Origin of the sequence: Agromyces sp. LHK192, assembly GCF_004006235.1 — a bacterium.
GTDB lineage: Bacteria > Actinomycetota > Actinomycetes > Actinomycetales > Microbacteriaceae > Agromyces.
This window is the reverse complement of record NZ_CP034753.1, coordinates 3,605,819-3,630,636: the sequence shown is the minus strand read 5'-3', so window position 1 is coordinate 3,630,636 and position 24,818 is coordinate 3,605,819. Positions and strand designations below refer to the sequence as shown.

Below are 24,818 nucleotides of genomic sequence, written 5' to 3'. Positions count from 1 at the left end.
CTCCTCGGGAGTGGGGAAGGCGTCCGAGCTGGACGCTCCATCCTCGCACATACGCGCATGTGCGCCGGCTGGGTGCCGGGCCCTGCTCAGGTGAGCAGGAGCCCGCGCCCGCGTGGGTCCGGATCGCCGTCGGGGCCCGCTCAGCCCTGCAGTCGCGGCCGCCAGCCGCGGGTGGAGACCGCGAGTGCGTTCCAGGCGTTGATCGCGACGATCACCGCGAGGAGCGCGGCCAGTTCGTCGTCGGAGAAGTGCGCGGATGCCTCGTTCCAGACGGCCTCGGGCACGTGCGTCTCGGAGAGGCGGGTCACGTCGTCGGTCAGCGCGAACGCGGCGCGCTCGCGCGCGGTGAAGAAGTTCGACTCCGGCCAGACGGCGACCGCGTACACGCGCTGGACATGTTCGCCGGCCGTGACGGCATCGCGCGAGTGCAGGTCGACGCAGTAGGAGCAGCCGTTGAGCTGCGACGCCCGCAGCCGGATCAGGTGGCGCAGCACGTCGGGGATTCCCGCGCGCTCGGCCTCGGCGTCGGCCGCCTCGTCGAGCGCGGTGACGGCGCGGATGAAGGCGGGCGCGACGCCGTCGAGGTCGAGGCGACGGGTCGGGACGACGGCCGGCGCGGGGCGGTCGGAGGCGGTGGTCGGAGCTGCTGCGGTGGTCATGGCTCCACGCTACGAATGCCGCGCGACGCTGGTAACGTCCACTTCCATGGCGGATGACTGGGCCAATTCCGGATTGGATCTCCACATCGCCCTCGACCCGCGGCGCAAGGTCGGGTCGCTCGAGGACGCGCTCCGCGACGCGGCTCGCGATGGGGTGCTCGCCGCCGGCATCCGGCTTCCGGCGAGCCGCACCCTCGCGGCAGACCTCGGCATCGCCCGCAACAGCGTCGCCGAGGTCTACGCCCGGCTCGTCGGCGAGGGCTGGTTCGAGGCCAGGGTCGGCGCCGGCACGTGGGTGCGGGCGCGCCCGACGACGACGCCGGCGATCACGCCCGCCGCCGCGGTCGACCGGTCGACGCGGTTCGACCTCGACCTGCGGGGCGGGATCCCCGACGGCTCGATGTTCCCGCGGTCGGCCTGGGCCGACGCGGTGCGCCGGGCGCTGTCGGATGCCCCGGCCGACGCGCTCGGCTACGGTGCACCCGAAGGGGTCGCCGCCCTCCGGGAGCGGCTCGCCGAGTACCTCGCGCGGACGCGCGGCGTCATCGCCACCCCGGCCGGCGTCGTCGTCACCCACGGGTTCGGCGGACTGCTCGGCCTCGTCGCCCGTGCGCTCGCCGCCGGGGGAGCCCGCCGGATCGCGGTCGAGGCGTACGGGCACGCCTCGCACCGCATGCTCCTGACGGCCGCCGGGATCGAGACCGTCGCCCTGCCGATCGACGAGCGCGGGGTGAGGGTCGACCGCCTCGCGGCCCTCGACGTCGCCGCGGTGCTGCTGACCCCCGCGCACCAGTTCCCCACCGGCGTGCCGCTCGCCCGCGACCGCCGCAGCACGCTGGCCGAGTGGGCGACCCGCACCGGCGGCATCGTCATCGAGGACGACTACGACGGCGAGTTCCGGTTCGACGGTCGCAGCATCGGCGCATTCCAGCCGCTCGCCCCGCAGCACACGGTCTACGGCGGCACGGCCAGCAAGGCGCTGTCGCCCGCGCTCGGGCTGGGTTGGGGCGTCGTGCCCGAGGCGCTGCACGAGGGCGTGCTCGCCGCGCGGGCGCAGACCGGCACCGCGACCGACGCGCTGTCCCAGCTCGCGCTCGCCGCGTTCATCCACGCGGGAGCGTACGACCGCAGCGTCAGGTCGCTCCGCCTGCGCTACCGCGCGCGGCGCGAACGGTTCGAGGCGTTCGTCGACCGGCACCTGCCGGGCGCGCGGGTCGTCGGCCTCGCCGCGGGCATCCAGTGCCTGCTCGAGCTGCCGCCCGGCGTGACCGAGGCGGAGGCGGTCGCCGAGGCATCCGCTCGGGGGCTGCGGATCGGCGGACTCGCGGAGTACGCCGCCGACGCGTCGACGGCCGCGTCGCGACGCCCGGCACTCGTGGTCGGCATCGGCGCCCCGCCCGAGCACCGGTTCGAGCAGGCGATGGCGGCGCTCGCCGCTGCGGTGGATGCCGCGCGGCGGTGAACCCCGCCGCCAGTAGGGTGGGGAGCCGGCGGAGGGAGACGCATGCTGGTGACCTGGGCGGCGATTCTGGGCGTGGCGCTCGTGGAACTCGGGATGGCGGTCACGCCGGGGCCGAACATGATCCACCTCGCGTCGAGATCGATCGGCCAGGGGGTGCGCGCGGGGCTGTTCGCGCTCGCCGGGACGGCGGTCGGGTTCGTCGTCTACCTCGTCGCGGCTGCGTTCGGGCTCGCGGCCCTCTTCGCCGCGGTGCCTGCCGCGTTCATCGTGGTCAAGGTCGCCGGTGCGCTCTACCTCGGATACCTCGCGTGGCAGATGCTCCGCCCGGGTGGGCGCTCGGTGTTCGACCCCGGCGAGGTCGCACCGATCAGGCCGTGGCGGCTGTTCGGCATGGGGCTCGTCACGAACCTGCTCAACCCCAAGATCGCCGTACTGTATGCGGCGGTGCTGCCCCAGTTCATCGATCCGTCACGACCGATCTGGCCGCAGTTCCTCGTGCTCGGGGCGGTGCAGATCATCATCGGCGTCACCGTGAACGGGTTGGTCGTGCTCGGCGCGGGCAGGGTGTCGGGATTCCTGCGTGGGCGCCCGCTGGTGATACGCGTGCAGCGCTGGGTCTCGGGGACCGTGCTCGCCGGTTTCGCCGTCAAGCTCGCGTTCGAGCGTCAACCGTCATCGGCCGGCTGACGTCCGGCGTGCGCTTCACGACCGGTGTGCCGTGCCCGCGCGTATCGCCGAGATCGCTCCGTGCGGCCGCTGATCGGGAGCGGTGCGACTGTGCGTCTCGACCACCTCGAACCCGGCGGCGATGAGCCGTTCGCCGAGTGCGTCGAACGTCCAGCGGTACGCGCGGACGACGGCGTGGTCGAACGGCTCCGTCGTCTCGCCGAGCACGAATCCCAGCAGGATGCCGCCGCCGGGTCGGAGGGCCCGTGCGAACTCCGACAGCGGCCGATCGATCGCGCCCGGGTCGTGGTGGATGAGCGAGTACCACGCCAGGATGCCCGCGAGGCTGCCGTCGGCGTCGGGGAGGGCGTCCAGGGAACCGAGCTCGAACGGCGGCCCGGGGTGGGTCCGCCTGGCGTGCTCGATGAACTCGGGCACCTGGTCGAGCCCGTGCGCGTCGGCCCCGCGATCGCGGAGGAACCGCGTCCACTGGCCCGGTCCGCAGCCGGCGTCGAGCACCGGGCCGTCGAGCGGCTCGGCCCAGGATGAGACGAGCGTTCGATCCATCGGATGCGTCGCGGCCATCGAGCCGAGGAGCTCGGCGTACTCGGCGGCGCGTCGGCCGTAGGCGTCGCGGACCGCATCACTCATGGGGTCGAGCGTACGAGGCGCGACGGACGCGCCGCCCTCACACCCGCCCGTACGCCCTGAGCGGCTGCTCGAGCTGGCCGACGACCCGGCGCAGGAACCCGGCGGCGTAGCCGCCGTCGCACACCCGGTGGTCGAACACCAGCGAGAGCTGCGCGATGCGGCGCGGCACGATCTGGCCGTCGACGACCCACGCCCGTTCGAGCACCCGCCCGATGCCGAGGATCGCGACCTCGGGGTGGTTGATGATCGCGGCCGAGCCGTCGACGCCGAGCGAGCCGTAGTTGTTCAGCGTGAACGTCGAGCCGCGCAGGCGCTCGGGCGCCAGCGTGCCGCCGCGCGCCTGGTCGGCGAGCGAGCGCAGGCCCGCGTCGAGCTCGGCGACCGAGAGCCGGTCGGCGCGCGGGATGACGGGCACGACGAGCCCGCGGGAGGTGTCGGCGGCGACGCCCAGGTGCACGCCCTCGAACTCGAGGATCTCGGAGGCGTCGTCGCTGAGGCGCCCGGCGAGCAGCGGGTACTCCTCGAGCGCGATCAGCACGTACCTGGCCAGCAGGGCCGTGAACGACGGCGGGCGCTCGCACGGGGCGGCCATCTGCGGCCGCAGGTTCCACAGGTCGGTCACGTCGACGTCGACCCACACCGTCGCCTCGGGGATCTCGGCGCGGCTGCGGCCGAGCGTCGCGCTCACCGAGCGGCGCAGCATCGACATGCGGTGCCGCTTCGCGATGACCGGGTCGGTGCCCGGCGCGGATGCCTCGGGCTGCGCGTTCGGGGCGGCATCCGCGGCCCGCAGCACGTCGGCGCGGGTGATCGCACCGTCGGATCCGGTGCCGGGAACGGCCGACACGTCGACGCCGAGCTCGCGCGCGAGCCGGCGCACGATCGGCGAGCGCACCGCGACCGGGCCGCCGGTCGCGGGGCGCGACGACGGGCGGGCGGCGCTCACCGCGGCGCGACGGCGGCGCCGCACGGCCCCGCCGTGCGAACCGGTGCCGTAGCCGATGAGCACGTTGCCCGAGCCACCCTCGGCAGCCGACGCCTGTGCGCTCGCGACCTGTGCGCTCGCGACCTGTGCGCTCGCACCCGCGCGTTCCTCGGCGCGGTACGCCTCGAGTTCGACCGGGTCGTCGGATGCCCCGGCGTCGACGTCGTCGGCCCCCACCGACGACGGAGCGACCGGGGGAACACCCGTCGCGGCCGGGGCATCCGGCGATCCGGTCGAACCGCGGCGATCACCCGAACCGTCGCCCGCGGCGTCGCCGACCTCGAGCACCGGCGCGCCGACGGCGATGAGCTCGCCCGGCTCCCCGTGCAGTGCGACGACCGTGCCGGCGAACGGCGACGGCAGCTCGACGCTGCTCTTCGCGGTCTCGACCTCGGCGATCGGCTGGTCGGTCGTGACGACGTCGCCGACCTGCACGAGCCAGGCGACGAGTTCGGCCTCGGTGAGGCCTTCGCCGAGGTCGGGCAGGCGGAACACCTGTGTGGTGGCGGTCGGCATTCAGTCCTCCCAGTTCAGCGAGTCGATGGCGTCGAGCACGCGGTCGACGTCGGGCAGGTAGTGGCGTTCGAGTTTCGGCGGCGCGAAGGGCGTGTCGAACCCGGTGACCCGGCGTACCGGGGCCTCGAGGTACGGGAAGCAGTGCTCGCCGATGCGGGCGGCGAGCTCGGAGGCGACGCTCGCGAAGCCGGGCGCCTCGGCGACGACGACCGCGCGGCCGGTCGCGCGCACCGCGGCGAACAGGGTCTCGTCGTCGCAGGGCGTGAGGGTGCGCACGTCGACGACCGCGATGCTGCGACCCTCCGACTCGGCGACGGTCGCGGCGTCGAGCGCGACGCCGACCGACGTGCCGTAGGCGATGAGCGTCGCATCCGTGCCCTCACGGACGACTCGGGCGCGACCGATCTCGGCCTCGATCGAGGTGTCGACCGGCGCCTTCGACCAGTAGAGCTTCTTCGGCTCGAGGAACACGACCGGGTCGGGGTGGCGGATCGCCGCGCGCAGCAGGCTGTACGCGTCCTGCGGGGTCGCCGGCGCCACGACGGTGAGGCCCGGCGTGTGCGCGTAGTAGGCCTCGGAGGAGTCGCAGTGGTGCTCGACGCCGCCGATGCCGCCGCCGAACGGGATACGAATCACCATCGGCAGGCGCACGGCGCCGCGCGTGCGGTTCGCCATCTTCGCCGCGTGGCTGACGATCTGCTCGAACGCGGGGTACGCGAACGCGTCGAACTGCATCTCGACGACCGGCCTCATGCCGTTCATGGCCATGCCGATCGCGGTGCCGACGATGCCCGACTCGGCCAGCGGGGTGTCGAAGCACCGGCGCTCGCCGAAGCGCTCGGTCAGTCCGTCGGTCACGCGGAACACGCCGCCCAGCGCCCCGACGTCCTCGCCGAAGACGAGCACCGAGTCGTCCTCGGCCATCGCGTCGGCGAGCGCTCGGTTGATCGCGGCGGCCATCGTGAGCACGGGCGCCTCGGTCGGTGCCGGGCTCGTCGCCGGCGCGGGGCTGGTCGTCGCGCTCGTCGCCGGTGCGGATGCCTCCGCCTCCGCCGCCTGGTCGTGCCGGGTGTCGAGCATGGTCATCGTGCCTCCTCGGTCGCCGGTTCGGTGCGTGAGAGTTCGTCGCGGAGCATCGCCCACTCGTTCTCGAGCTGCGGGGTCCGCGACGCGTACACGTAGCGGAACAGGTCCTCGGGGTCGAGCTCGGGGTCGCTGTTCATCGCCTCGCGGAGCTGCTGCGCGACGACCTCGGCGTCGGCGGCGAAACCGGCTTCGGCGGTGTCGTCGATCGCGCCCGCTCCGCGCAGGTAGGCCTGCACGCGCACGAGCGGGTCCCGCGAGATCCACGCCTGCACCTCGTCGCGCTCGCGGTAGCGGGTGTCGTCGTCGGCGTTGGTGTGGGCCTGCATCCGGTAGGTGTGCGCCTCGATCAGGCTCGGGCCCTCGCCCGACCGCGCGCGCGACACGGCGCGGTCGAGCACGGCCAGCAGTGCCGCGACGTCGTTGCCGTCGACCCGCTCGCCGGGCATGCCGTATCCGATCGCCTTGTGCGCGAGCGACGGGGCCGCGGTCTGCCTCGAGAGCGGCACCGAGATCGCGAACTCGTTGTTCTGCACGAAGAAGACGACCGGCACGTGGAACACGGCCGCGAAGTTCAGCGCCTCGTGGAAGTCGCCCTCGCTCGTCGCGCCGTCGCCGCACATCGCGAGCACCACGGTCGGTTCCCCGCGCAGCGCCGCCGCGTGCGCGAATCCGACGGCGTGGAGCAGCTGGGTGGCGAGCGGCGTCGCCTGCGGCGCGACGTTGAAGTCGTTGGGGTCGTACCCCGAGTGCCAGTCGCCGCGCAGCAGCACCAGCGCCTGCGCGGGGTCGACGCCGCGCGCGATGACCGCGACCGAGTCGCGGTAGGTCGGGAACAGCCAGTCGCCGTCGCGCAGCGCGAGTGCTGCGGCGACCTGGCAGGCCTCCTGGCCGTGCGAGGAGGGGTACACCGCGAGCCGGCCCTGGCGCACGAGCGCCGAGCACTGCTCGTTCACGCGGCGGCCCTGCACGAGCGCCCGGTAGGCCTCGACGAGGCGACCGGTGTCGGGTGCCGGGTACTGCGGGTCGGAGACCGCCTCGCCGTGCTCGTCGACGAGTCGCACGGGGGTCTCGCGGGGAAGGAGATCTTCGCTGATCACGCCGCCTCCAAGGGGGAAGTAGGGTCATCCACCAGATTGCGCCAGATCCGACGATCTGTCTGCGCTGATCGATGAAGTTGAGACGGATGCCTCGAAAGCACGCCATACTGGTTCGAAACATCCAGTCGAACGGGTGGGCATCGCGCGAGGAGGCAGCATGGAACCGGATGGTCTCGACCGGGCGATCCTCGGCGAGCTGCGGCGCGACGGCCGCGCGTCGATGAGCGACGTCGCCGCGCGGGTCAACACGTCGCGCGCGAACGCGTACGCGCGAGTGAAGCGGATGACCGATGCCGGCGTCATCCGCGGGTTCACGGTGCGCACCGACGCGGTGCAGGAGGGGCTGCACTCCACCGCCTACGTGTCGATGCAGGTCGCGCAGGCCGACTGGCAGGAGCTGCGTGCACGGATCGCCGCGATCCCCGAGGTGCACCACGCGGCGCTCATCGGCGGCGACTTCGACGTGCTGCTGCTCGTGCGCGCCCGCGACAACCGCGACTTGCGGCGCGTCGTGCTCGAGGAGCTCCAGGCGATCCCGTCGGTGCGCTCGACGCGCACCTTCCTCGTCTACGAGGAGCTCGACACGGTGGAATGACCGGCGCGTCGGCGCAATGCGCGACGGCGCGTCAGCGCGCGTGGCGTTCGACGAAGGCCGCGAGCATCCGGCTCGGGTGCGACACGGGCGCGCGCCTGGCGGCGGCGAGGGTCGGTTCGAGCTCGCCCTCGCCGAAGTAGCCGTAGTCGGCGTACGCGTGGATGCGCAGCACGATGCCGTCCACGTCGAGTTCGGGGTGGAACTGCGTGGCGTACACGTTCGCGCCGACCCGGAACATCTGCACCGGGCACGTCGGCGACGAACCGAGCAGCGTCGCCGTCGGCGGCAGCGACCGGATCGCCTCCTTGTGGCCGACGAACGCGTTGAACGTGCGCGGCAGCGACGCGAGGATCGGGTCGGATGCCCCCGCCCCGGTCAGCGTCACCGGCACGACGCCGATCGGCTCCGCGAACGTCGCGTCGATGGGGGCGCCCTGGTGCACGCCGAGCGTGCCGACGCCGTAGCAGGCGCCGAGGAACGGGAAGTCTCTCGCCACGACCTCGTCGAGCAGGGTCGCGAACTCCGCCTCGACCCGGTGCTGCACGGCCGACTTCCGCTCCGGCGGATCCGAGGCGTTGAACGGCCCGCCGCCGACGAAGATGCCGGAGACCGCGTCGAGGTCGAGTCGCGGCATGGGCCCGGCCTCGAGCCGGACGCGCACCAGTTCGCGTTCGTCGAGCCCGGTCGCGCGGAGGAACAGCTCGTACTCCGCGTCGGCGGGCTCGTCCTCCGCGCGCGTGGCGAGCAGCACGAACGGCTTCACGGCCGGCCCTCCCTCCGGATGCGGCGGTCAGTACTCCGACGGCTTCGCGAGCACGGCCATCGTGCAGCGAGACACGCAGACCAGGCGACCCTGTTCGTCGGTGATGCGGATGTCCCACACCTGCGTCGTGCGCCCGCGGCTGATCGGCCGCGCCTCGCCGTACACCCAGCCCTCGGCGACCGGCCGCACATGGTTCGCGTTGATCTCCATGCCGACGCAATAATTGCGGTCGGGGTCGACCGTGAAGCTCGACCCCCAGCTCGCGAGCGTCTCCGCGAAGGCGACGGATGCCCCGCCGTGCAGCACGCCGCCGGGTTGACGGGTGCGCTCGTCGACGGGCATCCGACCCTTCAAGGAGTCATCGGTCAACTCGGTCATCTCGATGCCCGTCGACCGGATCAGGGTGCCGTCGCAGCGGGAGTTGGCCCACTCGACGCTGGGCTCGCCGAACCAGATGCTCATGCGGTCGAGTCTGGCACGGGGGAGGTGATCGGTCTCGATACGCTTCGCTACTCGACCCCCGAGGCGGCTACGCGAGTTCGGCGATGATCGGGTGGATCGCGTCGTCGAACGCCGCCGCGTCGGCGCGCAGCGAGTCCGTGACGGCGACCGTCATGCTGCCGATCCACCAGACGCCGGGGGAGACCAGCGGCACGACCTGCACGTTCAACTCGAACGAGTGCGCGCGGCGGCCGACCTCGCGTTCGTGCTCGGCGATCGAGCCCGCGTAGGCGCGGTACGAGTCGCCGCGTCGCGAGGCCGACGCGTTGCGGTACTGGTCGTGCGCCCAGTCGGCCCACGCCCGCGACGCCTCGGCGTGCGGCACGATCGCGGCCGCGAGCTCCTCGGCGCCGGTCGTGGGCAGGGCGATCTCGGTGTCGAAGGCCGGAACCAGTTCGAGCGGCACGGGCGACGGATGCGCCTCGGGTTCGACGGTCATCGCCCACCACTCGCGCCACTGGCGCTCGAGCAGGTCCTGCCGATCGACGGGCAGTGCGGCACCGGTCGCGCCGATGTCACGCAGGTGCGGCAGTTCGACCGGCGAGGCGATCGCGAGCGCCTCGCGCAGGTAGAGCGCCAGGAGTACCGATCGACTCGCGTTCTCCCGGATCACCCAAGATGGCCCGCCCCCCGCGTGCATGCTCGGATTCTAGTCGCGGCGGGGCCCGGCGGCCGGATGCGCGGGCCGTTCGGCCCGCGTGTCGCCCGTGCCGGTCGCGGGTACGCTTGACGGGTGAGCGCGAACTCGTCATACGCCGCTGCCGGAGTCGACACCGCCGCCGGCGATCTCGCCGTCGAGCTGATGAAGGAGGCCGTGGCGAAGACCCACGGCCCGAACGTCCTGGGCGGAGTCGGCGGCTTCGCCGGCCTCTACGACCTCTCCTTCGCGAAGGACTACCGGCGGCCCCTCCTCGCGACCTCGACCGACGGCGTCGGCACGAAGATCGCGATCGCCCAGGCCCTCGACGTGCACGACACCATCGGGCAGGACCTCGTCGGCATGGTCGTCGACGACATCGTCGTCGTGGGTGCCACGCCCCTGTTCATGACCGACTACATCGCGTGCGGCAAGGTCGTGCCCGACCGCATCGCCGCGATCGTCACCGGCATCGCGCGCGCGTGCGCCGAGACCGGCACCGCACTCGTCGGCGGCGAGACCGCCGAGCACCCGGGGCTCATGGGCGTCGACGACTACGACGTCGCCGGGGCGGCCGTCGGCGTCGTCGAGGCCGACCGCGCGCTCGGCGCCGAGCGCGTCGAATCGGGCGACGCGATCCTCGCGATCGAGTCGAGCGGACTGCACTCCAACGGCTTCTCGCTGGTGCGCCACATCCTCGCGCAGCACGGCATCGGGTACACGGATGCCTCGGCCGAGCTCGGCACCACCTGGGGCGAGGCCCTCCTCGAGCCGACGCGGCTCTACTCCGGCCCCCTCGTGCAGCTGCTCGCCGGCGCGAACGGCGACGCCGTGCACGCCCTCTCGCACGTGACCGGCGGCGGCCTCGCCGCGAACCTCGCGCGCGTGCTGCCCCGCGGCTCGTGGGCCGAGGTCGACCGGTCGACCTGGTCGCCCGCACCCGTGTTCCGCGTGCTCAACGACCTCGCCGGGACGACGCTCGAGTCGACGGAGGGCACCTGGAACCTCGGCGTCGGCTTCTTCGCGGTCGTGAAGGCCGACGCCGCGGCATCCGTCACCGCCGAACTCGGCGCGCTCGGGCTGCCGACCTGGCAGGTCGGCACGGTCACTATCGGCGAGCGCGACCTCGCGGGCTTCGAGCAGGGCGCCAAGGGCGTCGACGGCGGTGCGGTTCGCCTCGTCGGTTCGTACTCGGCCTGACGCGCATGGGCGCCGAGATCTCGATCGGCATCCACGGTCGAACGCCCGAGGCCGACGTGCGGGCGCTCGCGCCGCGCGTCGAAGCCCTCGGGTTCCACGCGCTCTGGGTCAACGACGTGCCCGGCGGGGATTCGCTCGCGGCGCTCCGCGCCGCGGCCGAGGCGACCTCGACCCTGCGGCTGGCGACCGGGGTGGTCCCGCTCGATCGTCGGCCGGTCGAGTCGCTCGATCTCGACGCGATCCCGGCCGACCGGCTCACCCTCGGCATCGGGTCGGGCGGTGCAGCACGGCCGCTGGGACTCGTGGAAGCCGGCATCGCGGCGCTCCGCGCCCGGACCGACGCCGAACTCGTCGTCGGCGCACTCGGCCCGCGAATGCGCCGGCTCGCCGCCGAGCGCGCCGACGGGGTGCTGCTCAACTGGCTGGTTCCGGATGCCGCCGCCGAGGCGATGCGGGATCTTCGACGGGACGCGACAGCGCGGGAGGCCGATGCGCGCGCGGTGCGCGGCATCCTCTACGTACGCACGATCGTGGACGATGCGGCCCTGCCCGAACTGGAGGCGGAGGCGGGCCGCTACGCGAGCTTCCCGTCGTACGCCGCGAACTTCGAACGCCAGGGCGTCCGGGCGATCGATGCGACCCTGCAGGGCGGGCCGGCGCGGCCGGAGCGGCTCGACGCCTACCGGGTGGCCGACGAACTCGTGCTGCGCGCGATCACGCCGACGGGGTCGCTCGCCGAGCTCGAACGGTTCGCCGAGGTCGCCGCGGGGTGGCTCCGGTCGTGAGCGCGGCTACCGTGCCGACCGGCGCGCCGACCCGATGGGCAGCATCGGGAGCGCGAGCCCCAGCAGCAGGACCAGCGGCCACCACTCGGCCGTTGCGATCGCGACGACGACGCCGCACAGCGCGATGACCGCGACGCTGACCCATGCCGCGATGCGGGCTCGTCGTTGCACCTGCTCGGACGCCGACCGGTCTGCCATGGTCGTCAGCCTAGCGACGCGTGCGCGCGCCGTCGATGAGGCATCCGACCGTGCGAGCCGTTCGGATCGCGAGGTGTCGCGCGATCTCGGATTCGGCGGTCAGCGGCGGGAGGCGTCGCGGTCGACGACCTGCGGTCAGCGGTGGGAGGAGCTGTCGCCCGGCACGTACGAGTCGTCGTCGGAGTATTCCGCCCACTTCGACGCTTCGTCTTCGTAGTGGTCAGGCTGCGAACTCGTGAGTTCGCGCTCAAGCGCACTGTAGTCCGTGTCGGGGCTGAAGTACTTCAGCTCCCGAGCGACCTTGGTGTGCTTGGCTTTCTGACGGCCGCGCCCCATGCGTGACCCCCTTACGACTTCTGGCCGGGTGGAATGGTCTTCACCCGGCTCGCACTGATAATGAACAATCCCTGCCGAGCAGTTTAGCACCGCGGAGGGCTGCTCCCTCCGGCTCGCTCACAGGCGATGCATGGTGGGATAGACGGGTGACGAGCTTGCCCGAACGCGTGACGGTGGCGGTGGTCGGCGCCGGTCAGGCCGGGCTCTCCGTGGCCTTCTACCTGCGACGGTTCGAACTGGTCGCCGACGAGGATTTCGTCGTCCTCGATCGGGCTCCCGGGCCCGGCGGAGCGTGGCAGCACCGCTGGTCGTCGCTGAAGCTCGGCACCGCGCACCGGGTCAACGACCTGCCCGGCATGGCCGAGCTCGGCCTCAGCTTCGAGACCGCCGACCGCACGCTGCCCGCCCGCGAGGTCGTGGCCGACTACTACGGCCGATTCGAGGAGCACTACGACCTCCGGGTGCACCGGCCGATGCACGTGCGCCGCGTCGAGAACGACGGCGCCGACCTGAAGCTCACCATCGAGGACCACGCTCCGCGGCCGGTCGAGGAGCAGCGCTCGCGCGGCTTCTTCGGCCGTCGCCGCAAGACGTTCGAGGAGGTGCAGGGTCCCGCCTTCACGCAGCACACGCTGCACGCCCAGTTCCTCGTGAACGCGACCGGCACCTGGGGCTCGCCGTTCGTGCCGTTCTACCCCGGCATGGGCGACTTCAGGGGCCGTCACCTGCACACCTCGGATTTCGTCGACGCCGAGGACTTCCTCGACCAGCGGGTCGTCGTGGTCGGCGGCGGCACGTCGGCGATCGGGTTCATGCTCGAGCTCGAGGGGGTGGCCTCCGAGCTCACGTGGGTCTCGCGGCGGCCGATCGACTGGATCGATCGGCAGGAGCTCGATCTCGAGGGGGCATCCGCCGCGGTCGCCATGCAGGACGAAGCGGCCCGCGCCGGCCGCGCCCTGCCATCCATCGTGAGCGGAACCGGGGTGCCGAAGAGCAGGCGCATCGCCGCCGGCATCGACCGAGGCCTGCTCGTCGCCAAGCCGATGTTCGACCGCATCGAGGAGGACCGCGTCGTCTGGGACGACCTGGACGGCGACGGCCGTGTCGAGCAGCAGGCCGACGCGATCATCTGGGCCACGGGGTTCCGGCCGGAGCTCAGGCACCTCGGGCCGCTCAGGCTGCGCGAGAAGCAGGGTGGCATCACCATCGGGCAGGGCGCGTCGTGGGCGGACCCGCGCGTGTTCCTCGCCGGTTACGGGCCGCAGGCGTCGACGATCGGGGCGAACCGCGCCGGGCGCATGATCGCGCGCCAGATCATGGCGATGATGTAGGCGGCACCTGCGGCGGGGAGTTCGGGGGTGCATGCCGCTGCGCCGTGCGCACGGCGCCGATCGATGCCGTGACGACGAGGCCGACCGCGATCACCGCCACCCAGGTGAAGTGCTGCCCCAGCAGCACGAGGCCCGCGACGGTGGCCATCGCGGGCGCCAGGCTCATCAGGATCGCGAACGTCGAGGCCGGGAGCCGCCGAAGGGCGATGAGCTCCAGCGCGTAGGGGATCGTCGAGCTCAGCAGGGCCACGGCCGCGCCGAGTCCGAGCACCTCGGGGCGCATCAGCACGGCGCCGCTCGTCGCGATGCCGAAGGGCAGGATCGCGAGGGCGCCGACGCCGAACGCGATCGCGAGGCCGTCGAGCCCCTGGAACCGTCTGCCCGTGCCCGCGGACAGCAGGATGTACCCCGCCCACGTCACCCCGGTCGCGGCGGCGAGGAGGACCCCGATCGGGTCGAGGTGGCCGAAGCTGCCCTGCCCCAGCATCGCGACGCCGATCGCGGCGAGCACGGCCCAGAGCCAGGCCGAAGCACGCCGGCTCGCGAAGACCGACAGCACGAGCGGCCCGAGCACCTCGATCGTGACCGCGGCACCCAGCGGGATGCGCTCGAGCGAGAGGTAGAACAGGGCGTTCATCAGGGCGAGCACGAGCCCGAAGCCGACGACCGTGAGCCACGCGGCCCGGTCGTGCCTCCGCAGGTTCGGGCGCGCGATGAGCATCAGCACCAGCGCGGAGAACACGAGCCTGAGGGCGACCATGCCGATGGCGCCGACGGTGGGGAAGAGCAGCACGGCGATCGAGGCGCCGACCTCCTGGCACGCGAGGCCGGCGACGACGAACGTCACGGCCGTGCTCCGGCCCCCGGGAAGTCCTCGCGCGGTGTCCACGCAGCGACGTTACCCGAGGGTGGACGCGCGACTCGGGCGCGCCCGTCCGTGTTTCAGCGCGGTAACGGCTCGGACGGATGTCCTCGCTTCGCTTGACGGGCGGGCCTGGGTAATGCGTAACATGTCACGCACTTCTTCTGTAATATGTCACGTCGTACACCGTCGTGCCGACCCGAGGAGCTCCCTGCATGTCCCTCCCCACCGAGCAGGTCATCCGTGCGCACAGCCGAGCCGCCGTGCATCCCACCGCCCTCGGGCGGCGTCCGCTCGGTGCGGGCGAGGCCTGCATCAGTGGCGGATCGCTCGGCGGCTGGCAGCGCCGCAACCGGACCGCGACGACCGGGCACGTCATCGAGCAGCTCGGGCTCGCGGGCAACCTCGACAACCTGCGCCGCATCGCCGATCCCGCCGGGCCCGAGGCCGCAGCCCCGTTCCGTGGGCGATACCCGTTCCTCGACACCGACGTCTTCAAGACCCTCGAGGGCGTCGCCTACGGCCTCGCGGCCGACGAGGAGCCGGCGGCCCGCGCCTTCTACGAGGAGGCCGTCGACCTCATCGCCCGCGCACAACGCGCCGACGGCTACCTCAACAGCCACTTCCAGGCCCCCGACATCGCCGCCGAGCCTTGGTCGGACCTCGCCTGGGGGCACGAGCTCTACAACCTCGGGCACCTGGTCCAGGCCGCCGTCGCCGCCAACCGGCGGCTCGGCGACGACCGGTTGCTGCGCGCAGCCGTCGCGTTCGCCGACCTCGCCGTCGAGCGGTACGGACCCGACGGCGACCCGCAGGTCTGCGGCCACCCCGAGATCGAGATGGCGCTCGTCGAGCTGTCGCGCGAGACCGGCGACGACCGGTACCTCGAACTCGCGAGCCTGTTCGTCGACCGCCGCGGCCACGGCACCGTCGCCCTCAGGGTCTTCCCGGCCGAGTACTTCCAGGACGCCGCGCCGCTTCGTGAGCTCGACTCGGTCACCGGGCACGCCGTGCGCATGGCCTACCTCGCCGCCGGCGCCGCCGACATCGCGCACGAGCACGGCGACACCGACCTGCTCGTCGCGCTCGAACGGCTCTGGGACGACATGGTCGCGACCAAGCTCTACCTGACCGGTGGACTCGGCAGCCGGCACTCCGACGAGGCGATCGGTGACCGATTCGAGCTGCCGAGCGAGCGCTCGTACAGCGAGACCTGCGCGGCGATCGCCGTCATGCAGTGGGCGTGGCGCATGTACCTCGCCGACGGGCAGCCGAAGTACCTCGACGTGTTCGAGACCGTGCTCTACAACGCCTACGCCGTCGGCATCTCCGACGACGGGACGGGGTTCTTCTACGACAACCCGCTCCAGCGGCGCCCCGACCACCAGCAGCGCTCCGGCGCCGAGACGCACGGCGAGCCGCTGCGGCGCGGGTGGTTCGTCTGCCCCTGCTGCCCGCCCAACATCGTGCGCTGGACCGCCGAGCTGCAGGACCACCTCGCCGCGGTCTGCGGCGACGAGCTCCAGCTCGCCCAGTACGCCACCGGCACGATCGCGGTCGACGGCCTCGTGCTCGAGGTCGAGACGGACTACCCGTGGGACGAGGTCGTCCGCATCCGCGTCGCCGAGGCGACCGAGTCCGCCCCGCGGCTCGCGCTGCGCGTCCCCGGCTGGTGCCGCGGTGCCTCGCTGACGGTCGCCGGCGAGACGACCGACGGCCTCGAGCCCGGCTGGGTCCGCGTCGACCGGCCCCTCGCCGCCGGCGACGAGGTCGTGCTCACGCTGCCGATGCCGGTGCGCGCCCACGGCGCCGACCCCCGCGTCGACGCACTCCGAGCGTCCGTCGCCATCGCGCGCGGCCCGATCGTCTACTGCGCCGAGCAGGTCGACCACGACGTCGACCTCGACCTCGTCGTCGTGAACCCGGCCGCCGTGCACGAGGCATCCGTCATCGTCGACCGGCTCACGCCGAATGCGGATGCCGCCACGCGCACCATCGCGCTCCGGGCCCGCGCGGGCGGCGCACCCGACGCGGGGCTCTACCCCGAGCTCGGCGCCACCGCAGCGGCATCCGATGCGGAGGCGGCCGGCGCGGAGGCATCCGACGTCGAACTGCGCCTCGTCCCGTACCACCTCTGGGGCAATCGCGGGGCCGACGCCATGCGCGTCTGGCTGCGCACCGCCTGACCGAACCCACGCACCACCAACCCCACCGAGAAGGAGATCACATGAAGAAAGGCACCGTGTTCCTCGGGCTGGCCCTGGTCGGCTCGCTCGCGCTCACCGGCTGCACCGGCGGCGGCGGAGGCGGAGGCTCAGCGTCCGGCTCCGGCGGCGTGAGCGGAGCGCCCGCCACCGGCGGCACGCTCCGCGTCCTGCAGAACGCCGACTTCTCGCACCTCGACCCGGCCCAGGGCTTCGACGGCGGCGTCAACAACTTCTACCGCCTCATCTACCGCACCCTCACCACACAGGGCGCGGGCGAGGGCGACGAGGGCACCGAGATCGTGCCCGACCTCGCGACCGCGCTCGGCACGCCGAACGAGGACAACACCGTCTGGACGTACACGCTCAAGGACGACGTCTACTTCGAGGACGGCACCCCCATCACGAGCAGGGACGTGAAGTTCGGCGTCGAGCGCTCGCTCGACCCGTCGATCTCGATCGGCTCGCCCTACGCGAAGCTCGTCCTCGACATCCCCGATGGATACGAGGGGTTCTACGCCTCCGGCCCGCTCGACACGATCGAGACGCCCGACGACCAGACCATCGTGTTCCACCTCAACCAGCCCTACGCCGACTTCGACGCCGTCGTCGGCCAGGCCCCGTTCACGCCGTTCCCCGTCGACGGCGACGTCACGACGACGAGCGTCGACGAGCAGCCCATCGCCTCCGGGCCCTACAGGGTCACCGAGTACCAGCGCGGCAGCACCCTCGTGCTCGAGCGCAACGAGCATTGGGACCCCGAGACCGACGAGGTGCGCACCGCAGCACCCGACTCGTTCGAGTGGACCTTCGGCCTCGACGCCGCGACCATCGACGAGCGCATGATCGCCGGTCAGGGCGACGACGCGAACGCGATCGCCGGCTCCGTCTCGGCCGCCTCGATCGCGCGCATCCAGACGCCGGAGATCCAGGAGCGCACCATCGCCGGCCTGCAGGGCTGCACCACGTACATGGGCCTCAACACCACGAAGCCCGGCATGGACAACGTCCTCGTGCGTCAGGCGATCAACGTCGCCATGGACAAGGAGGCCGTCAAGGACGCGACCGGCGGCAGCCAGCTCGCCGACATCGCGACGACGATCATGCCGCCGACCGTCGTCGGCCGCGAGGAGTTCGACCTGTACGGCACCGACGAGCAGACCGGCGACCCCGAGGCGGCGAAGGAACTGCTCGCCGAGGCCGGGTACCCCGACGGGTTCGAGTTCACGCTCGACATCCGCAACCAGCCGAAGATGCAGGCGCAGGCGGAGGCCGTGCAGCAGTCGCTGTCGAAGGCCGGCATCACGGTGGACTTCAACCTCATCGACACGTCGACCTACTACGAGGTCATCGGCACGCTCTCGCAGCAGCACGACGCCGCCATCACGGGCTGGTGCCCGGACTGGCCGACCGGCGCGACCTTCCTGCCGCCGCTGTTCGAGGGATCGCAGATCTTCGAGAAGGGCAACTCGAACATCGCGCAGCTGAACGACCCCGCCGTCAACGAGCGCATGGCCGAGATCCGGCTCATGGCCGACGTCGACGAGGCGAACGCCGCATGGGGCGCGCTCGACGAGCAGATCATGGAGCTCGCGCCCCAGGTGCCGCTGCTCTACGAGAAGACGGTCATGGTCGTCGGCGACAACATCGCCGGTGCGTACAGCCACGCCGGGTTCTCGGGCGGCATCGACTACGTCTCGGTCGGACTCAAGGACGCCGAGTAGTCACCCATGAGCACGGTTCCCAGCGAACTGGCCGTCGAGACCGAGGCGAAGGGGGCACTGCCTTCGGGCGGTGCCCCCACCCCGGCCCGTCGTGTCCTGCACTCGCTCCGCACGTCCCCGGGCGCGGTCGTCTCGATCGCGATCATCGTCGCGATCGCCCTCATGGCGATCTTCGCGCCCGCGCTCTCGGCCATCACCGGCTGGGATCCGTACGAGTTCGACCCGGACGCGATCGACTCCGACCTCGGCGGCCTGCCGATCGGCCCGCTCGGCGGGATCAGCGCCGAGCACTGGTTCGGCGTCGAGCCGGGCAACGGCCGTGACATCTTCATCCGCATCGCATACGGCGCGCGGGTGTCGCTGCTCATCGCGGTGAGCGCGACCCTCGTCACCACCACCATCGGCGTCGTCCTCGGCATGATCGCCGGATACTTCGGCGGCGTCGCCGACCAGGTCATCTCGCGCGTCATGGACTTCCTGATGGCGTTCCCGACGCTGATCTTCATGATCGCGTTGCTGTCGGCGCTGCCGGCCGGCAACCGGCCCGCGCTGCTCGTGGTCGTCCTCAGCATCTTCGGCTGGCCGTACACCGCACGCATCATCCGCGGGCAGACCCTGTCGCTGCGCAACAGCGAGTTCGTCGAGGCCGCCCGCGCGTCTGGCGCGACCCCGCTCAAGATCGCGTTCCGCGAGGTGCTGCCGAACCTCCGCGGCACGATCATCGTGCTCGCGACGCTCGCCGTGCCCGGCTATATCGGCACCGAGGCGGGTCTGTCGTTCCTCGGCGTCGGCGTGACGCCGCCGACGCCGTCGTGGGGCCAGATGATCGCGACGGCCGTCGGCTGGTACGCGGTCGACCCGATGTACTTCCTCATCCCCGGCACCTTCCTCTTCCTCACCGTCTTCGCGTTCACGGTCCTCGGCGACCACCTGCGCAAGGCCCTCGACGCGGGAGACGCCGCCTGATGCTCTTCTACCTCCTCCGGCGCGTGCTCGCCGGCATCCTCGTCCTCTTCCTGATCTCGCTGTTCACCTTCGCGATCTTCTTCTGGCTCTCCCCCGACCCGGCGGTGCAGATCTGCGGCAAGACGTGCACTCCCGAGCGGATCGACCAGATCCGTTCGCAGCTCGGCCTCGACCTGCCGTTCTTCCAGCAGTACTGGCAGTTCGTCAGTGGCATCTTCACCGGCCGCACCTACGGCGAGGGTGCGAACGCCGTGACCTGCGCGGCCCCCTGCCTCGGGTTCAGCTTCCAGACGAACCAGTCGGTGACCGAGATGATCGCCGACCGGATGCCGGTCAGCGTCACGGTCGCGATCGGCGCCGCCGTGCTGTGGCTGCTCGCCGGCGTCGGCGGCGGCCTGCTCAGCGCCCTGAAGCAGGGCACCGGGTGGGACCGCTCGGTGATGTTCGCTGCGCTCGCCGGCATCAGCCTGCCGAACTACTTCGTCGCGCTGCTCCTGCAGTACGTGCTCGTCGTGCAGCTGCAATGGCTGCCGTTCCCGCACGCGGCCGAGTTCTCGGAGGACCCGATCGCCTGGTTCCAGGCGTACCTCATGCCGTGGATGGTGCTCGCCTTCGGGTATGCCGCGATGTACTCGCGCATCGTGCGCACCAACGTCATCGACACGCTCGGCCAGAACTTCATGCGCACGGCCCGTGCGAAGGGCCTCGACCGATCGCTCGTCGTGCAGCGCCACGCGCTCCGACCGTCGCTGACGCCCGTCGTCACCCTGTTCGGCATGGACTTCGCGGGGCTCCTCGGCGGTGCGCTGATCACCGAGACCGTGTTCGGCCTCAACGGGGTCGGCAAGCTCGCGGCGGATTCCATCACCAAGAACGACCAGCCGGTCATCATGGGCGTCACGCTCCTCGCCGGCCTGCTCGTGGTCATCGGCAACATGGTCGTCGACGTCGCCTACACGGGACTCGACCCGAGAGTGAGGGTGAAGGCGGCATGAGCGGCATCTCCACGGCACGCACCATCTCGATCCCGGTCGCCGGTGCGCCGCTGCTCGAGGTCGAGCACCTCCGCGTCGAGTTCCCGACCTCGCAGGGCACGGCGACCGTCGTCCACGACGCGTCGTTCCGCGTCGAGCAGGGCGAGACGCTCGGCATCGTCGGCGAGTCCGGGTCGGGCAAGTCGATGACGTCGCTCGCCGTCATGGGCCTCCTGCCGCGCGGCGGTCGGGCGACCGGCAGTGCGAGGCTCTTCGGGCACGAGTTGCTGGGTCGCAGCGACCGCGACCTCCGTCGCATCCGCGGGGACCGCATCGCGATGGTGTTCCAGGACCCGCTGTCGTCGCTGAACCCGTACTACACGGTCGGCCTGCAGATCACCGAGGCCTATCGCGCGCATCGAGGGGGCAGCCGGGCGGCCGCGAGGAAGGTCGCGATCGACGCGCTCGAGCGCGTGCGCATCACCGACCCCGAGCGCCGGGTCGACCAGTACCCGCACCAGTTCTCGGGCGGGATGCGCCAACGCATCATGATCGCGATGGCGATCTGCCTCGAGCCCGACCTGATCATCTGCGACGAGCCGACGACCGCGCTCGACGTGACCGTGCAGGCGCAGATCCTCGACCTCCTCGCCGACCTCCAGCGCGAGACGGGCACGGGCATGATCTTCATCACGCACGACCTCGCGGTCGTCAGCCGGGTCGCCGACGACGTGCTCGTCATGCGCGACGGCGCCGAGGTCGAACGCGGCACGACCGAGCAGGTCTTCACCGCGCCGCGCGCACCGTACACGCGATCTCTGCTCGACGCACTCCCGCGCATCGACGATCCGTTCGAGACGCTGAAGGGGGTCGCTCGATGAGCGCCGGACCCATCCTCGCCGCACGCGGCGTCACCAAGGAGTTCGTGACGAAGGGCACCGGCAAGGTCGTCGCCGGGAAGCTGAGGTTCACCGCGGTCGACGACGTGAGCTTCGAGGTGCCGCGTGGCGGCACGCTCGGCATCGTGGGCGAGTCGGGATCGGGCAAGTCGACGACGGCGCGCATCATCGCGAAGCTCATCGATCCGACGCGGGGCACGCTCGAGTTCGACGGCGAGGATGTCACGTCGGCGCGCGGCCGCACGCTCACCGCGTTCCGCCAGAACGTGCAGGTCGTGTTCCAGGACCCGTACTCGTCGCTGAACCCGAAGCACACCGTCGAACGGCTGATCTCCGCTCCGCTGGACTACCAGGGCATCCGGCCGCCGCAGGGGCGCCGCGCGTTCGTGGCCGAGCTCATGGATCGCGTCGGCCTGAACCCCGATCACGCGCAGCGCTACCCGTCGCAGTTCTCGGGCGGCCAGGCGCAGCGCATCGGCATCGCCCGGGCGCTCGCCCTCAGGCCGAAGCTCGTCATCTGCGACGAGGCGGTCTCCGCGCTGGACGTCTCGGTGCAGGCCCGCGTCATCAACCTGCTGAACGAGCTCAAGGACGACCTCGGGCTGAGCTACGTGTTCATCGCCCACGACCTCGCGGTCGTGCGGCAGATCGCCGACACCATCGCGGTGATGCACCGTGGCCGGATCGTCGAGTCGGGCACGCGAGACGAGGTGTTCGAGCGACCGCAGCACGAGTACACGCGCAACCTGCTCGCGGCGGTGCCGCGCATCGATCCCGAGTGGGATCGGCGCAGACTGGAGATGCTCGCCGCCGAGGCGGCGGGCGAGACGGATGCGACGCAGCCGAGGCACGGAGCATCGAGCGTCGGTGCGATCGGAGGAGGCCGGGAATGATCACCGCGGAGTACACGAGCCCGGGCATGCACGTGCGCGACCACGTCGAGCGGGTGCCGCTCGACTGGTTCGGCGACCGGGATGCCGCCACGATCGAGGTGTTCGCCCGCGAGATCGTCGCGCCTGAACGCCGCCATGACCGGGACCTGCCGGTGCTCGTCTACCTGCAGGGCGGACCGGGCGGGAAGGGCCCCCGGCCGACCGGGCCCGACGGCTGGGTGGGCGAGGCGCTGCAGACCCACCGGGTCGTGCTGCTCGACCAGCGCGGCACCGGCCGGTCGACGCCCGTGTCGGGGCGCAACATCGGCCGGGTCGGCGACGCGGCCGCGCAGGCCGCGTACCTCGCGCACTTCCGCGCCGACTCGATCGTCGCCGACGCCGAGCACCTGCGGCGCGCCGTCTTCGACGGGCGCCGATGGTCGACGCTGGGGCAGAGCTACGGCGGGTTCCTCACCCTCACGTACCTGTCGCAGGCCCCGGAGGGCCTCGCCGCCTGCTACGTGACGGGCGGACTCGCGAGCGTGCACCCCGACGCATCCGAGGTCTACCGGCGCACGTACCCGCGCACCGAGCAGAAGAACCGCGAGTTCTACGCCCGCTACCGGCACCACGAGGCATCCGTCGCCCGCATCGCCGACGCCCTCGCCGCGTCGGACGTCAGGCTGCCCGACGGCGACCGGCTGACGGTCCGCCGGTTCCAGAGCCTCGGCATCGACTTCGGCATGAAGCCGGGATACGAGCGGATGCACCACCTCGTCGACGAGGCGTTCGACGGGGAGTCGGGCGAATTCAGCGAGACGTTCCTCTCGCAGGTCATGGCGCGCAGCTCCTACGCCGACAACCCGCTCTTCGCGGTCATGCAGGAGTCGATCTACGGCGCCGGCCCCGGCGCGACCGCCTGGGCGGCCGAGGCCGAGCGGACGAGGCATCCGCAGTTCGCAGAGGAGGCGCGCCCGCTGCTGTTCACCGGGGAGATGATGTACCCCTGGATGTTCGACGAGATCCGTGCGTTGCGTCCGTTCCGCGACGCGGTCGAGCTGCTCGCCCGACGCGACGACTGGTCGCCGCTGTACGACCTCGACCGGCTCGCCGCGAACGAGGTGCCGGTCGCCGCGGCCGTCTACTACGACGACATGTACGTCGACGCCGGCCTGCAGCTCGACACCGCCCGGGCGGTCGGCAACCTGCAGGCCTGGGTCACCAACGAGTACGAGCACGACGGGATCGGGTCGGAGCGGGTGTTCCCGCGCCTGCGCGACCTGGTCGCCGAGCGCGGGGGACCGCGCCGGGATGAGGAGGGAACCGCAGCATGACCGACACCGCACACCGCCACGGGTCGCACGGCCAGGAGTCGCACCGTCACGAGGGGCACGAGCGCCACGGGCACGCGGCCGCTCCGGCCGCCCCGGCGACGAGCATGCCGCAGCCGGCCGCGCCCGACCCTCGCCTGCCGCGGCTCGCCGAGGTCCCCGCGTTCCTGGAGTACATGGCGACGGGGTGGGGCACCCCCGATCGCACGCCGAACGTCCAGCCCGGCGCCGCCGCGGCCGCGGCGGCCCACCGGGCGCGGCTGTCGGCCGAATTCCCGGGCCGCGTCATCGCGGTCGCATCGGGAACGGCGCCCGTGCGCTCGAACGACACGACGTACGACTTCCGACCCGACAGCGACTTCTTCTGGCTCACCGGATGCCCCGTCGAGGACGGCGTGCTCGTCATGACGCCCGCGCCCGGCGGCCACGACGCGACCCTGTACCTGCCGCCGCCCGCGTACCCCGGCGAAGTCGGGTTCTTCCGCGACGCCCTGCACGGCGAGTTGTGGGTCGGCTCGGCGCCGAGCCTCGACGACTGGTCGGCGGCGCTCGACCTGCGCGTCGCGCCGCTCGGTGCGATCGAGGCCGCCCTGCCCCGCGCGGGGGAGGTGCTGGTCGGCGGCGCGCCGGGGCATCCGCTGCTCGCACCCGGCCCGGGAGCCGCCGCGCTCGGTCGCGTCCTCGCCGAACTGCGCATGGTCAAGGACGCGTGGGAGATCCTCGAGCTCCGCCGCGCGGTCGACGCCACGGTCGACGGGTTCGCCGAGGTCGTCCGCGAGGTGCCGCGGGCGATCGAGCACGGCGGTGAGCGCTGGCTGCAGGGCACGTTCGACCGCCATGCCCGGACGGCCGGGAACGGCCCCGGCTACGCGACCATCGTCGGCAGCGCCGGCCACGCTCCGACCCTGCACTGGGTGCGCTGCGACGGCCCGGTCGTGCCCGACGAACTGCTGCTCCTCGACATGGGCGTCGAGACCCGGTCGTACTACACGGCCGACGTGACCCGGACCTTCCCGGCGTCGGGCACCTTCAGTCCGGCGCAGCGCGAGGCGCACGACCTGGTCGAGCGCGCCCACCGCGCGGGCCTGGCCGCCGTCGCACCTGGTCGGGCCTTCACCGACTTCCACAACGCGGCCATGGAGGTCATCGCGAACGGCCTGCACGACTGGGGGCTGCTGCCGGTCTCGGTCGACGAGGCGCTCTCGCCCGAGGGCCAGCACCACCGCCGATACCTCGTGTGCGGCATCGGCCACCACCTCGGTCTCGACGTGCACGACTGCGCCGGGTCGAGCTACGAGGCGTACCAGGGCGCGACGATGCAGCCGGGCATGGTGCTCACGGTTGAGCCCGGGCTCTACTTCCACACCTTCGACGAGACGCTTCCTCCCGAATTGCGGGGCATCGGCGTACGCATCGAGGACGATATCTTGGTCACCAGCGTCGGTTCCGAGGTGCTCTCGGACGCGCTGCCGCTCGATGCCGGGGGGCTCGAGGAGTGGATGCGCACCAGGTGACGAC

General features: G+C 72.1%; 25 protein-coding genes. 14 read left to right on the top strand and 11 right to left on the bottom strand.

Annotated elements, in window-relative coordinates:
* Positions 1-140: 140 nt before the first annotated feature.
* Positions 141-659 (bottom strand): carboxymuconolactone decarboxylase family protein, encoded by a 519-nt coding sequence (locus tag ELQ40_RS16515; RefSeq protein ID WP_127794669.1) that lies wholly within the window; start codon positions 657-659, stop codon positions 141-143.
* Positions 660-732: 73 nt separating this feature from the next.
* Here ELQ40_RS16515 and ELQ40_RS16510 point away from each other — a divergent pair, with 73 nt between their 5' ends.
* Together ELQ40_RS16510 and ELQ40_RS16505 are read left to right on the top strand one after the other, a co-directional pair.
* Positions 733-2,121 (top strand): PLP-dependent aminotransferase family protein, encoded by a 1,389-nt coding sequence (locus tag ELQ40_RS16510; protein ID WP_240665838.1) that lies wholly within the window; start codon positions 733-735, stop codon positions 2,119-2,121.
* A 42-nt stretch (positions 2,122-2,163) separates the two neighbouring features.
* On the top strand, positions 2,164-2,808 hold the full coding sequence (locus tag ELQ40_RS16505; protein ID WP_240665837.1) for a LysE family translocator: 645 nt from the start codon (positions 2,164-2,166) through the stop codon (positions 2,806-2,808).
* A gap of 15 nt (positions 2,809-2,823) precedes the next feature.
* Here ELQ40_RS16505 and ELQ40_RS16500 read toward each other — a convergent pair whose 3' ends face one another.
* From ELQ40_RS16500 to pdhA, 4 genes are read right to left on the bottom strand one after another with little or no spacing between them, the layout of a single operon-like run.
* Positions 2,824-3,438 carry a class I SAM-dependent methyltransferase gene (locus ELQ40_RS16500; RefSeq protein WP_127794667.1) on the bottom strand — a complete coding sequence of 205 codons (615 nt, stop codon included), beginning with the start codon at positions 3,436-3,438 and terminating at the stop codon, positions 2,824-2,826.
* 37 nt (positions 3,439-3,475) lie between these two features.
* On the bottom strand, positions 3,476-4,939 hold the full coding sequence (locus ELQ40_RS16495; RefSeq protein WP_127794666.1) for a dihydrolipoamide acetyltransferase family protein: 1,464 nt from the start codon (positions 4,937-4,939) through the stop codon (positions 3,476-3,478).
* A complete protein-coding gene (locus tag ELQ40_RS16490; protein ID WP_127794665.1) occupies positions 4,940-6,025 on the bottom strand; it encodes an alpha-ketoacid dehydrogenase subunit beta in 1,086 nt (361 codons plus the stop codon).
* On the bottom strand, positions 6,022-7,122 hold the full coding sequence (gene pdhA, locus ELQ40_RS16485; RefSeq protein WP_127794664.1) for a pyruvate dehydrogenase (acetyl-transferring) E1 component subunit alpha: 1,101 nt from the start codon (positions 7,120-7,122) through the stop codon (positions 6,022-6,024). Before pdhA ends, ELQ40_RS16490 begins: the two co-directional genes overlap by 4 nt.
* 157 nt (positions 7,123-7,279) lie before the next feature.
* Between pdhA and ELQ40_RS16480 the strand changes: the two genes are divergently transcribed.
* Positions 7,280-7,717: an Lrp/AsnC family transcriptional regulator gene (locus ELQ40_RS16480; RefSeq protein ID WP_127794663.1), complete on the top strand. Its 438-nt coding sequence runs from the start codon at positions 7,280-7,282 to the stop codon at positions 7,715-7,717.
* A gap of 31 nt (positions 7,718-7,748) precedes the next feature.
* On the opposite strand, the gene ELQ40_RS16475 is transcribed toward ELQ40_RS16480, so the two are convergent.
* From ELQ40_RS16475 to ELQ40_RS16465, 3 genes are all read right to left on the bottom strand, one after another.
* The gene (locus ELQ40_RS16475) at positions 7,749-8,480 is read right to left on the bottom strand and encodes a glutamine amidotransferase (RefSeq protein ID WP_127794662.1); all 732 of its coding nucleotides are present in this window, start codon (positions 8,478-8,480) and stop codon (positions 7,749-7,751) included.
* A gap of 27 nt (positions 8,481-8,507) precedes the next feature.
* Positions 8,508-8,942: a PaaI family thioesterase gene (locus ELQ40_RS16470; protein WP_127794661.1), complete on the bottom strand. Its 435-nt coding sequence runs from the start codon at positions 8,940-8,942 to the stop codon at positions 8,508-8,510.
* A gap of 67 nt (positions 8,943-9,009) precedes the next feature.
* Entirely contained in the window at positions 9,010-9,594 is a 585-nt protein-coding gene (locus ELQ40_RS16465) for a zinc-binding alcohol dehydrogenase (protein ID WP_370296457.1), read from the bottom strand.
* Between the two features lie 120 nt (positions 9,595-9,714).
* Between ELQ40_RS16465 and purM the strand changes: the two genes are divergently transcribed.
* Together purM and ELQ40_RS16455 are read left to right on the top strand one after the other, a co-directional pair.
* Positions 9,715-10,818: a phosphoribosylformylglycinamidine cyclo-ligase gene (gene purM / locus ELQ40_RS16460; RefSeq protein WP_127794659.1), complete on the top strand. Its 1,104-nt coding sequence runs from the start codon at positions 9,715-9,717 to the stop codon at positions 10,816-10,818.
* A 5-nt stretch (positions 10,819-10,823) separates the two neighbouring features.
* Positions 10,824-11,603 carry an LLM class flavin-dependent oxidoreductase gene (locus tag ELQ40_RS16455; RefSeq protein ID WP_127794658.1) on the top strand — a complete coding sequence of 260 codons (780 nt, stop codon included), beginning with the start codon at positions 10,824-10,826 and terminating at the stop codon, positions 11,601-11,603.
* 6 nt (positions 11,604-11,609) lie between these two features.
* Here the strand turns inward: ELQ40_RS16455 and ELQ40_RS16450 are convergent, their stop codons facing one another.
* A complete protein-coding gene (locus ELQ40_RS16450) occupies positions 11,610-11,801 on the bottom strand; it encodes a hypothetical protein (protein ID WP_127794657.1) in 192 nt (63 codons plus the stop codon).
* 135 nt (positions 11,802-11,936) lie between these two features.
* A complete protein-coding gene (locus ELQ40_RS16445; RefSeq protein WP_127794656.1) occupies positions 11,937-12,137 on the bottom strand; it encodes a DUF3073 domain-containing protein in 201 nt (66 codons plus the stop codon).
* Positions 12,138-12,283: 146 nt separating this feature from the next.
* Here ELQ40_RS16445 and ELQ40_RS16440 point away from each other — a divergent pair, with 146 nt between their 5' ends.
* Complete coding sequence (locus ELQ40_RS16440; RefSeq protein ID WP_127794655.1) at positions 12,284-13,468, top strand: NAD(P)-binding domain-containing protein; 1,185 nt, start codon at positions 12,284-12,286, stop codon at positions 13,466-13,468.
* On the opposite strand, the gene ELQ40_RS16435 is transcribed toward ELQ40_RS16440, so the two are convergent.
* Complete coding sequence (locus ELQ40_RS16435) at positions 13,452-14,357, bottom strand: DMT family transporter (RefSeq protein ID WP_205649366.1); 906 nt, start codon at positions 14,355-14,357, stop codon at positions 13,452-13,454. The two genes, ELQ40_RS16440 and ELQ40_RS16435, sit on opposite strands and share 17 nt — an antisense overlap.
* A 188-nt stretch (positions 14,358-14,545) precedes the next feature.
* Here ELQ40_RS16435 and ELQ40_RS16430 point away from each other — a divergent pair, with 188 nt between their 5' ends.
* Genes ELQ40_RS16430 through ELQ40_RS16395 form a run of 8 tightly spaced genes read left to right on the top strand, consistent with a single transcriptional unit; the run spans position 14,546 to position 24,814 of the window.
* Positions 14,546-16,516, top strand: a complete 1,971-nt coding sequence (locus ELQ40_RS16430) for a glycoside hydrolase family 127 protein (protein ID WP_127794654.1) — start codon at positions 14,546-14,548, stop codon at positions 16,514-16,516.
* A gap of 41 nt (positions 16,517-16,557) precedes the next feature.
* Positions 16,558-18,258 (top strand): ABC transporter substrate-binding protein, encoded by a 1,701-nt coding sequence (locus tag ELQ40_RS16425; RefSeq protein WP_127794653.1) that lies wholly within the window; start codon positions 16,558-16,560, stop codon positions 18,256-18,258.
* 6 nt (positions 18,259-18,264) lie between these two features.
* Positions 18,265-19,224: an ABC transporter permease gene (locus ELQ40_RS16420; protein ID WP_127794652.1), complete on the top strand. Its 960-nt coding sequence runs from the start codon at positions 18,265-18,267 to the stop codon at positions 19,222-19,224.
* Positions 19,224-20,219, top strand: coding sequence for an ABC transporter permease (locus tag ELQ40_RS16415; RefSeq protein ID WP_127794651.1), 996 nt, complete (start codon positions 19,224-19,226; stop codon positions 20,217-20,219). Before ELQ40_RS16420 ends, ELQ40_RS16415 begins: the two co-directional genes overlap by 1 nt.
* The gene (locus ELQ40_RS16410; protein WP_127794650.1) at positions 20,216-21,079 is read left to right on the top strand and encodes an ABC transporter ATP-binding protein; all 864 of its coding nucleotides are present in this window, start codon (positions 20,216-20,218) and stop codon (positions 21,077-21,079) included. Before ELQ40_RS16415 ends, ELQ40_RS16410 begins: the two co-directional genes overlap by 4 nt.
* Entirely contained in the window at positions 21,076-21,990 is a 915-nt protein-coding gene (locus ELQ40_RS16405; protein WP_127794649.1) for an ABC transporter ATP-binding protein, read from the top strand. The genes ELQ40_RS16410 and ELQ40_RS16405 overlap by 4 nt, the downstream gene beginning before the upstream one ends.
* On the top strand, positions 21,987-23,303 hold the full coding sequence (locus ELQ40_RS16400) for an alpha/beta fold hydrolase (protein WP_127794648.1): 1,317 nt from the start codon (positions 21,987-21,989) through the stop codon (positions 23,301-23,303). The genes ELQ40_RS16405 and ELQ40_RS16400 overlap by 4 nt, the downstream gene beginning before the upstream one ends.
* A complete protein-coding gene (locus tag ELQ40_RS16395) occupies positions 23,300-24,814 on the top strand; it encodes an aminopeptidase P family protein (RefSeq protein ID WP_370296455.1) in 1,515 nt (504 codons plus the stop codon). The genes ELQ40_RS16400 and ELQ40_RS16395 overlap by 4 nt, the downstream gene beginning before the upstream one ends.
* Positions 24,815-24,818: the final 4 nt, after the last annotated feature.